An 11595-nucleotide genomic window follows, 5' to 3' on the forward strand; every position below is an offset into this window, starting at 1 on the left:
TTTAGGCACAATGACTTAGATGAGTAATCTGTCTTCCGAAGGTTTACAGCGCTGTTTTGTATTGCACCGACGCCCTTACAGTGAATCGAGCTTAATCCTTGATGTATTTAGTGAGGAATATGGCCGAATGACTTTAATGGCCAAAGGCGCGCGCAGTAAGCGTTCGAACTTAAAAGGCGCATTGCAACCTTTTACCCCGCTATTACTTAAATGGTCGGGGAAAGGCTCGATGAAAACTTTGCGTCAAGCCGAGCCGATAAGTCTAGGTTTGCCGTTAACGGGCATTAATCTCTACTCAGCCATGTACGTCAATGAACTGATTGGCCGTATTTTGATGGCTGAAGTGCCGATGCCAGCACTATTTCATGATTATTTGCATGCGTTAACCGAGTTGGCGCACAACGAGAACCCTGAGCCTGCACTGCGTCGTTTTGAGTTAGCCTTGCTGTCTGCTATGGGGTATGGCGTGGATTTTTTGCATTGTGCAGGTACCGGCGAGCCCGTCGACCCAGAAATGACCTATCGTTACCGGGAACAGAAAGGGTTTATTGCTTCGGTTAGGCGCGATAACCTCACGTTTTTAGGGAATGAACTGATTGCTATCAGTGAGCGGCGGTTCGTCACTAAAGAGCAGCTAAAAGCGGCAAAACGCTTTACACGTATAGCCTTAAAGCCGTATCTTGGCGGCAAACCTTTAAAAAGTCGTGAATTTTTCATTCAGACCCCCAGAGCACGGAGTAACGGAAAATGAGCTCAATTTATTTAGGCGTCAATATCGACCATATTGCCACTCTACGTAATGCACGTGGTACAAAATACCCAGATCCTGTTCACGCTGCTGAAATTGCAGAGCGTGCAGGCGCGGACGGTATCACTATCCACTTACGTGAAGACCGTCGCCATATTTTGGATCGTGATGTACGTATTCTGCGTGAAACCATTCAAACGCGTATGAATCTAGAGATGGCAGTGACGGACGAAATGGTTGAGATTGCGCTGCAAACTAAACCAGAGTTTGTGTGTCTAGTGCCTGAAAAGCGTGAAGAACTGACGACGGAAGGTGGCTTAGATGTTGTAGGGCAGCTTGAAAAAATTAAAGCTGCGACGAAAAAGCTGACAGATGCAGGCATTAAAGTTTCGCTCTTTATTGATGCTGACCGTCAACAGATTGAAGCTGCGAAAAAGTGTGGCGCTCCGTTTATTGAGCTACATACTGGCCATTATGCAGATGCGACGACAGAAGACGAACAACAAGCTGAACTGAAGAAGATTGCCGCTGGTGCGAGTTATGCACATGATCTAGGTATTATTGTTAATGCCGGGCATGGCCTGACTTATCACAATGTCGCACCAATTGCTGCATTACCAGAAATTTACGAACTTAACATTGGTCACTCAATCATTGGTCGCGCAGTATTTGATGGTTTAAATAAAGCGGTTGCTGACATGAAAGCACTGATGATTGAGGCTCGCCAGTCATAGGGCTATCTAGATGGCGATTATAGGGTTAGGGACCGACATTGCAGAAATTGAGCGTATTGAAAAAGCGTTAGCTCGTAGTGGTGAACCTTTTGCTCAGCGGATTCTTTCAGAAGAAGAAATGGCCAAATTCTCACAGCTTAAGCTGCAAGGTCGTTATCTTGCTAAGCGCTTTGCAGTCAAAGAAGCGGCCTCAAAAGCATTGGGAACGGGGATAGCAAAAGGGGTCACGTTTCACGATTTTTCCATCTCGAACGATGCGCTTGGAAAACCAGTGCTCGCATTGACGGGCACAGCCAAGCAAATAGCGGATGCGATGGGCGTTAACCACATTCACCTGTCCATTTCCGATGAGCGTCATTACGCTGTGGCGACGGTTATTTTTGAATCCTAGCTTGTAAGTCTTAAACAAAATACTAAAAAGCCAGAGCATTTGCTCTGGCTTTTGTTTCTCTTCAATAGATCACTGTTCAAGGTATAACTTTGCGGTTGTTGTTACTTTAATCATTTCATCTTGCAGCTCGAACATTTCAGGCTCAACTTCCTCAAGACTGACCCCTGAGCGCAGTGCTTGCTCAAGCGTCGCACAGAGTGACTTCAGTCTTGGAACGCCACAATATGAACTACTGCCGTGCAGCTTATGGATGACATGAATTAGGTCATCACGGGAGATATCTTCTTGCTCCAGAGCTTGGTCAACGACTGCTTCTACTTCAGGGATGAACTCAATCAACATGCGCAGCATGTCTTTAGCGAGATCCTCTTTATTCGCGCTCTGTTTTAAGGCTGCTTGCCAATCAATAATCACATCCTGCTGAGGCGAAGAAACGGGTTGTGGTGCGCTTCCTTCAGGTTCATCAACGTATGAAGGGGCGACTTTGCCAATGCTCTCTGTACAAGCATTTGGGTTCCAGTGAACCAAAACCTGTTGCAGCACATGCTCTTCAATAGGTTTGGTCAAGTAGTCATCCATTCCTGCTGAGAGCAAGCGGTCTCGTTCCCCTGCCATGGCATGCGCCGTTACAGCAATCACTGGCGTGTCTTTATTTAACTCCAACTCTTTAATGTGCTTACAAGCGGTCACCCCATCCATTTGTGGCATTTGGATATCCATAAAGATTAAATCGTACTTTTTCTCTGTCGCCAGGTTCACCGCTTGCTGGCCATTGCTACAGGCGGTGACGGTTTCTACTCGTTCGCGGAGCAGTGCAGAGATCAGCTTCAAGTTTGCAGGGTTGTCATCCACTGCTAGTACAGTCAGAGGTAAACGGTCCCCTTCGCTTGGCGTAATTGGAGCGCTTAATACAGGTGGCGATTCTACATGTTCGCTAATCAGGCTTTGTAGCAACTTACGGCGAGACAATGGCTTCGTCAGGCACTGGACGTGATGCTCTGTCATTATTTGGTCCGCAAGCGCCAATTCGGTACTCGGTGTCCCTAGAAGAACACTCGGAGCCATACGTTTCGCTTGTTCTATCCAAGGTGTAATAACTTCCGCATCGTGAGTCTGGTTGGCCGCTAAATTCAACAATACATAATCATATTGTTCTTCGTTGTTTGGTAGCGAAGAGCGGTATGTTACTAAAATACCCTCCTGACTCAGAATCTGTTGGGTTACGGATGCGGCTTGCATGTTTGGTTCAATCAGCAGTAACTGCTTCCCAGTCAGAAGTTCCACTTCAATCAGTTCGCTCATTGGCATCTCGGTTGAGTGCAAGCGCACCGTAAACCAGAAGGTTGAACCTTGGTGTAGACGGCTGGTTAAACTGATTTCGCCGCCCATCTGGCTCACCAGTTTCTGAGTGATGACCAGACCAAGGCCAGTACCGCCGTAACGACGTGAAATACTTGCATCTGCTTGGCTAAAGGCTTGGAACAACTGCGCTTGCTGACGCTCAGAGATACCAATACCGGTATCACGCACCATGAATTGCAGTTCGACGGAGTCTCCTGATTGAGAGCGCATTTCTACGCTAACATCAATGTTGCCTCGCTCGGTAAACTTGATTGAGTTACCGACTAAGTTCGTCAAAATTTGCTGAATACGTAGTGGATCCCCAACTAAACCCGGTGGAATTTTAGGGTCCACTTTTAGGGTGATTTCTAACCCTTTCTCATGTGCACTTGTGGCTTGTAGGTTAATTACCTCTTCTAAACTTTCTCGGAAATCAAAAGGAATGTTTTCCAGCGCCAGCTTACCCGCTTCAAGTTTCGAGAAGTCGAGAATGTCATTGATGATATTCAGCAGGTTGTTCGCCGATTTCTCAATCGTCTGTAGGTAATCCGTTTGGCTGTTAGAAAGCTGCGTTTTAAGCATTTGACGAGTAAAGCCAATCACCCCATTGAGCGGAGTACGCAGCTCGTGCGACATGTTTGCCAAGAACTCTGACTTAACCCTGGCCGCTTCTTGCGCGCGTTTCTTCGCGATATCCAGCTCAACGTTCTGAATTTCTAGCTGCTCAAGCGTTTCACGTAAGTCGGACGTGGCTTGGTCTATACTGTGCTGCATCTCCACGTGATATTCTGATAACGATACCGCCATGGCGTTGATGCCATTTTTTAGCTGGTCTAACTCCCCGTGCATTTTGCCTTCGATACGCACATCCAGATGACCGCGGCGAATGCGGTCAACGACATTCTTCATGTGGGTGATAGGTTGGGTCACATCGTGCATTAGACGTGAAGCAAACACACTTGCTAAGCCAAGACCGAGAACCAGAACTAAAAACGCAGAGAAGACTTCTTGATACTGTTGCAGCCTCAAGGAGGAGAGATCTAACTCGACGGCGATGTAACCAATCGCTTTTGTGCCTTGGCTTTCGTTCGACAACTCCGCTAAGTAGTGACCTTCTGACAAAATGGGGACACGCAATATCAGTGAGTTTTCGTAGATTTCCGAATTACCCAGTTGCGGGATCGGTTTATCTTTGGGAAACATCAAGGCTTCAAAATTAGGATGAAAGTTAGAGGTTACAAAGAGCTCATGATGTTCATCAAATACCGCGATACTACGAACCAGTTTGGAGTTTTTACGGTGCGCGTAGCTTATCAAGCGACGTACCGCCTCTCGGCTTTCTGATAGTAGATGAGTTTCACTGGCAATCGCCAGCGGCTCAATAATGCTGTTACCAGTGGTGATAACTTGTTTCTCAAGGTCTTGGTAGCGGTTAAATGAGAAAAAGCCGCTCAGTAATAAACCAATAATGAGAGTGGGAGCGAGAGTTAGTGTAATTACACGTGCTCGTAAGCCATATCTGGTCATGTTATCTAATTACATCGGAGTCTGGATATGGGAAAATAACGCATTATTTCTCAAGCGCACGATAAAGCCTTGAGCAAAGAAGTGACGTCACCGAATAAACGGTAAGCATAATCAAGTCACTCGAATCACACAACGGCTGCAATCAAGAATAGTGAAGCCGAAGAGCAATTACACATAAATCAGGCATAGAGCATGGCACGCATCTTTCAACCGAAAAAGAAAACCCAACTCAATACTCGGCACCAAGCAGTGCAAGTAGAGCGTTTAGATCACCACGGCGCAGGCATTGCTTACCTCAAAAAGAAGCCATTGTTTATTGATGGAGCACTGCCGGGTGAGGAGGTGGTCACTCAATTGGTGGAAGAAAAGAGCAAATACGCTCGCGGTAAGTTGATTAAAATCCTTAAGCCGAGTGAAGCTCGTGTGGAGCCATTTTGCCCACATTATAATGAGTGCGGTGGCTGTGATTTGCAGCATCTAGATTATGACCAACAATTGACGTACAAACAGCAAACGTTGCGTCAGCTAATGCGAAAATTTTCAGGCAGTGACATTGAACTAGATGCCCCGTTATTGGGATATTCGCAGGCCTACCGTCGCCGTGCGAGAGTGAGCTTGTTTGTTGATAAAAAAACACGTCAGCTACATTTTGGTTTCCGTAAAAAGCAGAGTAAGCAAATTGCGCAAGTGACCGATTGCCCAGTGCTGGCACCGGAACTGAATGTTTTGCTGCCAGAGATTTACTCAGCCCTAAAAGCGTTCAAAAAGCCGGAACAATTGGGTCATGTAGAGCTGGTACTTGGTGATAATGGTCCGTGTATTACGCTGCGCCACTTGAGCGCTCTGACAACGAGTGAAACTCAATCTCTAACGGAGTTGGCAAAACGTCATGGCGCATCGTTGTACTTAATGCCATCGACAGAACAATTAGACCTTATCGAAGGCGATATGCCTTTTTATCAAGAAGTTGGAGTGAAAATCCCTTTTGCACCAAATAACTTTATTCAAGTAAACCAAGGTGTAAACCAACAAATGGTCAAACAAGCGGTTGAGTGGTTAGACCCACAAAAGAGTGACCGAGTGTTAGATTTGTTCTGTGGCTTAGGCAACTTTAGTTTACCAGTTGCGAAATTAGCTAAGTACGTGGTTGGAGTAGAGGGTGTTGCAGAGATGGTAGAAAAAGCCACAAACAATGCATCTTTGAACCAAATCAATAACGCGCAATTTTATCACGCTAACCTTGAGCAAGATTTTGAAGGCCAAGCCTGGGCCGCAGAGCGGTTTGATAAAGTATTATTAGACCCAGCACGCGCGGGAGCGAGTGGGATCATCGATCAAGTTTCTGAGCTTGGCGCACAGCGTGTAGTTTATGTTTCTTGTAATCCTGCTACCCTTGCTAGGGATAGTCAAAGCTTGATAGAGCAAGGCTATAAATTAACGAAATTAGGTATGCTGGACATGTTCCCTCATACCAGTCATCTAGAATCGATGGCATTGTTTGAAAAGTCCTAACTTTAGGACTTTGACCCCTTATTTGTGGTGGGTGGTCATAAAGCCAGCGTGTACGCGCGGTAAAAAGAACTAACCTGGACGGTGTTAGTCAAACCACACGAATATAATAATTAGGATGATGAGATGGTTGCGGTAAGAAGCGCGCATTTAAACCAAGATGAACAGTTTGAACTCGAAAACTGGGTGGCTAGCCTAGGACAAGAGAAAAACACAGCCTCACGCTTAATCGAAGTATATCGAGATTGCCAGACGGTATTAGCTGATAACGAGCAAGCGGAGCTGTTGTTGTGGCGTGGACGAGAAATGATCGAAATTTTGATCACCTTGTCTATGGATCAAGCCACTTTAGTGGCTGCTCAACTGTTTCCTTTGGTTTCAAGTGGTGCTTTTAACAGAGAAATTCTGGAAGAGAAATACAGCAAAGAAATCATAAAATTAATCGACGGCGTTGAAGAAATGGCTGCTATTGGCCAACTCAACGTCAACATGGAAGGCAGTGCAGCGTCATCTCAGGTAGATAACGTACGCCGCATGCTGCTTGCCATGGTGGATGACTTCCGCTGCGTGGTTATCAAGCTTGCGGAGCGAATTTGTAACCTTATTGAAGTTAAAAAAGCGCCTGATGAAGTTCGACGTGCGGCGGCAAAAGAGTGTGCCAACATCTATGCGCCGCTAGCAAACCGATTAGGCATCGGTCAGCTGAAATGGGAAATTGAAGATTACGCTTTCCGCTACCAACAGCCGGAAACTTACAAACAAATTGCCAAGCAGCTTTCTGAGCGACGCATCGTTCGTGAACAGTACATCAAAGACTTTGTTGAAGACCTCACGCACGAAATGGAAGTGTCGGGCATCAATGCCGAAGTGAGTGGTCGACCTAAGCACATCTACAGCATTTGGCGAAAAATGCAGAAGAAGAGTTTGGCATTCGATGAGCTGTTTGATGTTCGAGCAGTACGTATCATCGCAGACAAACTGCAAGACTGTTACGCGGCTTTAGGCGTAGTTCACACCAAATACAAGCATCTACCGAGCGAGTTTGATGACTACGTTGCTAACCCTAAACCAAACGGTTATCAATCGATCCATACAGTAATTCTAGGGCCAGAAGGCAAAACCATCGAGATCCAGATTCGTACCAAGCAAATGCATGAAGAGTCGGAACTGGGGGTTGCAGCGCACTGGAAATATAAAGAAGGGGCAAGCAGCCGAAGCGGTTATGATGAGAAGATTACGTGGCTGCGTAAGCTATTGGATTGGCAAGAAGAAATGTCTGACTCTGGCGAAATGCTCGATGAGCTGCGTAGCCAAGTCTTTGATGACCGTGTTTATGCCTTTACACCACGTGGTGATGTTGTCGATTTGCCAATGGGGGCAACGCCGCTAGATTTTGCCTATCACATTCACTCCGAAGTGGGACACCGTTGTATCGGTGCCAAAGTCGGAGGTCGTATTGTGCCGTTCACGCATAAATTACATATGGGTGACCAAGTCGAGATTATCACTCAGAAAGAACCTAACCCATCACGTGACTGGTTAAACCCATCATTAGGCTTCGTTCATTCTGGTCGTGCGCGTGCCAAAATTAACGCCTGGTTCCGAAAACAAAGCCGTGAGAAGAACCTTGAAGCAGGTCGTGAAATCCTTGAGCATGAGTTAGCCAAAATTGGCGCAACGTTAAAAGATGCAGAGCATTACGCCCTCAAGCGGTTTAACGTCAAAACACCAGATGAATTGTATGTTGGTGTAGGTAGCGGTGATTTGCGTATCAACCAAATAATTAACCATATCAACGCGTTAGTTAACAAGCCAACGGCAGAGGAAGAAGATCAGCAAGCACTGGAAAAACTGCAAGAAGCTGAGCATAAATCACCCGCGCAAAGCCGACCGAAAAAAGACGCAGTTGTAGTAGAAGGCGTCGATAACCTAATGACACATCTAGCACGTTGCTGTCAGCCAATTCCAGGTGACGATATCTCTGGTTACATAACGCAAGGTCGTGGGATTTCAGTACACCGTAGTGACTGTGAACAGCTAGAAGAACTGCGCCATCATGCGCCAGAGCGCATCATCGATACAGTCTGGGGCAGCGGCTTTGTGGGGTCATACATCCTCACCGTGCGTGTTGAAGCGATGGAGCGAGGTGGTCTACTCAAAGACATTACGACACTGTTCGCCAACGAAAAGATCAAAGTGACCAGTATGAAGAACCGAGTCGACTACAGACGTCAACTTGCCATCATGGACTTTGACCTAGAAGTCACCAATATTGAGGTGCTTTCGCGGGTTTCGAAACGTGTGGAACAGATCAAGGATGTCATGACGGTGAAACGCCTCGGCTAAAACTCTCGTCATAGTTATCGTTGTAGCGTTGTTGACTGCACGCACTCGCTCCATCACATGGTGAACCATGCTCAGGAGTCTCGTTTGTTTGTCGCCTAGCTACAACTTCAACTATTTACAGAGTTACACTTGCGTCATATTTGGCTTTTTATCTGCGTTAGCTGCACTTATTCCGACGTGCCGGCTCAGGGGCATCACATAGTAGGCTATGCTCAGGAGTCGCGAAAACTTGTTGCCTTGTCAAAGTAACAATTACTTAGTGAAAGCTGCTGAGAAAATATAATGTAGAAGGTGAGTGGTTTTGGCTGCTCACCTTTTTCTTTAATAGAAAGGTTTAAAGGAACAAAAAATGAGTCATCCAATTGAACAGTTAGAACAAATCATGGCGAAGCTGCGTGACCCCGAAAACGGTTGCCCTTGGGACTTAAAACAAACCTTTGACACCATCGTTCCGCATACAATAGAAGAAACCTACGAGGTGGTGGACGCGATTCAAAATCGAGATTGGCCCAATCTAAAAGAAGAGCTAGGGGATTTGTTGTTTCAGGTGATTTTTTACAGTCAGCTAGCGAAAGAGCAAGAGCTGTTCGACTTTTCGGATGTCGTCGAAACCGTGAACGAAAAACTGACTCGTCGCCACCCGCATGTTTTTTCAGATGTTGAGTTTGAATCTGACGAGGAAATTAACGCGAACTGGGAAGCGGAAAAAGCAAAAGAAAAAGCCCTAGTAGGCAAAGCGGAAGAAAGTATCCTAGACTCAATACCAAACTCTTTACCGGCACTTTCTCGTGCTACAAAAATTCAGAAAAAATGTGCAAAATTTGGGTTTGATTGGGATTCACTTGGCCCGGTTGTCGATAAAGTACGAGAAGAAATTGACGAAGTCATGGAAGAGGCACTGCAAGTTCAGCCCGATGAAGAGAAAGTTGAGTTGGAGCTCGGTGATTTGCTATTTGCGACTGTCAATTTGGCTCGCCACCTTGATAAAAACCCAGAAGTCGCGCTAGGAAAAGCAAACGTAAAGTTTGCGCGACGTTTTAAACAAGTTGAAGGCAAGGTCCAGCAGTCAGGCAAAGTACTTACAGATTGTTCTTTATCAGAACTTGACCATTTTTGGGATGAAGTAAAACAAGAAGAATCGAGGCAGAGGTAAACTGGCAGAATACATAATATAAGGTCAGCTTGTTTGGTTACACGAAACGGACTTTGGGTTGTCTTTGCTCACTTTGATTTGAAGCAAAAAATAAAAAATTACGGTGTGATAGATTTCACGTTGTGGCGGTAAGGAGCTTCTGGTATATTTATCTCCCGTCCAGAAGCACTCCATTTCCCTCATTCAACCAATTTCAGGTTAAACATGACGACAAATTACATTTTTGTTACTGGCGGGGTTGTATCCTCTCTAGGTAAAGGTATTGCAGCAGCATCTCTTGCGGCTATTCTAGAAGCTCGTGGTCTTAAAGTGACTATGATGAAGCTTGACCCTTACATCAACGTTGACCCGGGCACAATGAGCCCTACTCAGCACGGTGAAGTGTTCGTTACAGAAGATGGCGCAGAGACTGACCTTGACCTTGGTCACTACGAGCGTTTCATCCGTACCAAGATGACCAAGCGTAACAACTTCACTGCAGGTCGTGTTTATGCCGACGTACTTCGTAAAGAACGTCGTGGTGACTACCTAGGCGCAACTATTCAAGTTATCCCTCATATCACTAACGCAATCAAAGATCGCGTTATTGCAGGTTCTGAAGGCCATGATGTGGCTATCGTTGAAGTTGGCGGTACTGTTGGTGATATCGAATCACTACCATTTATGGAAGCGATTCGTCAGCTAGCTGTTGAGCTAGGCCGTGAGCGCGCAATGTTCATGCACCTAACACTTGTTCCTTACCTAGCGGCAGCGGGCGAAGTGAAAACTAAGCCGACGCAACACTCAGTAAAAGAACTTCTATCTATCGGTATTCAGCCAGACATCCTAGTTTGCCGTAGCGATCGCGTTATTCCTGCGAATGAGCGTAAAAAAATCGCACTGTTCTGTAATGTTCCAGAAAAAGCAGTAATTTCAATGAAGGATGTAGACTCTATCTACAAGATCCCTCAGTTGATTAAATCTCAAGGGCTAGATGACCTTGTGTGTGCTCGCTTTGGTATTACTGCTCCTGAAGCAGACCTTTCTGAATGGGAACAGGTTATCTACGAAGAAGCAAATCCTACTGGTGAAGTAACCATCGGTATGGTTGGTAAATACATTGAATTACCAGATGCATACAAATCTGTGAACGAAGCGCTTAAACACGCTGGCTTGAAAAACCGCCTAAGCGTCACAATTAAGTATGTAGACTCACAAGATATCGAAACAAAAGGCGTTGAACTTCTAGAAGGTTTGGACGCAATCCTAGTACCAGGTGGCTTCGGCGATCGTGGTATTGAAGGCAAGATCCGTGCGGCTCAATATGCACGTGAAAATAACGTGCCTTACCTAGGTATTTGTTTGGGTATGCAAGTTGCACTAATCGAATACGCGCGTAACGTTGCGGGTATGGAAGGTGCACATTCAACAGAATTTAACAAAGAGACTAAGTACCCTGTGGTAGGTTTGATCACAGAGTGGGTAGACGAATCAGGTAGCGTAGAAGAGCGTACTGAAAAGTCTGACCTAGGCGGTACGATGCGTCTTGGTTCACAGCTGTGTCACCTAGAGAAAGGGACTAAAGCTCGTGAACTGTACGGTAGCGCGACGATCCATGAACGTCACCGTCACCGTTACGAAGTGAATAACGTGCTTCGTCCGCAAATCGAAAAAGCAGGCCTAAAAGTATCAGGTCTATCTGCGGACAAGAAGCTAGTGGAAATGATTGAGAACCCAGCTCACCCATGGTTTGTAGCGGCTCAGTTCCACCCAGAATTCACCTCGACTCCTCGCGATGGACATCCATTGTTTGCAGGTTTTGTTAAGGCTGCGGGCCAAAACGCACGCGGCGAATTCGAGAAGTAAA

8 protein-coding genes are annotated in these 11595 nt (G+C 46.0%); 7 read left to right on the plus strand and 1 reads right to left on the minus strand.

The window, feature by feature from the left end; translation table 11 throughout:
* The first annotated feature begins 19 nt into the window (after positions 1 to 19).
* From recO to acpS, 3 genes are read left to right on the plus strand one after another with little or no spacing between them, the layout of a single operon-like run.
* Positions 20 to 751 (plus strand): DNA repair protein RecO, encoded by a 732-nt coding sequence (gene recO / locus R8N49_RS02255; RefSeq protein ID WP_005384578.1) that lies wholly within the window; start codon positions 20 to 22, stop codon positions 749 to 751.
* Entirely contained in the window at positions 748 to 1482 is a 735-nt protein-coding gene (gene pdxJ, locus R8N49_RS02260; RefSeq protein ID WP_005384579.1) for a pyridoxine 5'-phosphate synthase, read from the plus strand. Before recO ends, pdxJ begins: the two co-directional genes overlap by 4 nt.
* 10 nt (positions 1483 to 1492) lie before the next feature.
* Complete coding sequence (gene acpS, locus R8N49_RS02265; protein ID WP_012841407.1) at positions 1493 to 1873, plus strand: holo-ACP synthase; 381 nt, start codon at positions 1493 to 1495, stop codon at positions 1871 to 1873.
* Positions 1874 to 1942: 69 nt separating this feature from the next.
* On the opposite strand, the gene barA is transcribed toward acpS, so the two are convergent.
* Positions 1943 to 4741: a two-component sensor histidine kinase BarA gene (gene barA / locus R8N49_RS02270; protein WP_005383774.1), complete on the minus strand. Its 2799-nt coding sequence runs from the start codon at positions 4739 to 4741 to the stop codon at positions 1943 to 1945.
* A gap of 192 nt (positions 4742 to 4933) precedes the next feature.
* On the opposite strand from barA, the gene rlmD reads away from it, so the two are divergent.
* From rlmD to R8N49_RS02290, 4 genes are all read left to right on the plus strand, one after another.
* The gene (gene rlmD / locus R8N49_RS02275) at positions 4934 to 6253 is read left to right on the plus strand and encodes a 23S rRNA (uracil(1939)-C(5))-methyltransferase RlmD (RefSeq protein ID WP_186584657.1); all 1320 of its coding nucleotides are present in this window, start codon (positions 4934 to 4936) and stop codon (positions 6251 to 6253) included.
* A 123-nt stretch (positions 6254 to 6376) separates the two neighbouring features.
* Positions 6377 to 8596: a GTP diphosphokinase gene (relA, locus tag R8N49_RS02280; protein WP_005380915.1), complete on the plus strand. Its 2220-nt coding sequence runs from the start codon at positions 6377 to 6379 to the stop codon at positions 8594 to 8596.
* 349 nt (positions 8597 to 8945) lie between these two features.
* The gene (gene mazG, locus R8N49_RS02285; protein ID WP_005383780.1) at positions 8946 to 9749 is read left to right on the plus strand and encodes a nucleoside triphosphate pyrophosphohydrolase; all 804 of its coding nucleotides are present in this window, start codon (positions 8946 to 8948) and stop codon (positions 9747 to 9749) included.
* A 204-nt stretch (positions 9750 to 9953) separates the two neighbouring features.
* Complete coding sequence (locus tag R8N49_RS02290) at positions 9954 to 11594, plus strand: CTP synthase (protein ID WP_021034029.1); 1641 nt, start codon at positions 9954 to 9956, stop codon at positions 11592 to 11594.
* Position 11595: the final 1 nt, after the last annotated feature.

This window comes from Vibrio sp. 1978 (assembly GCF_033344345.1).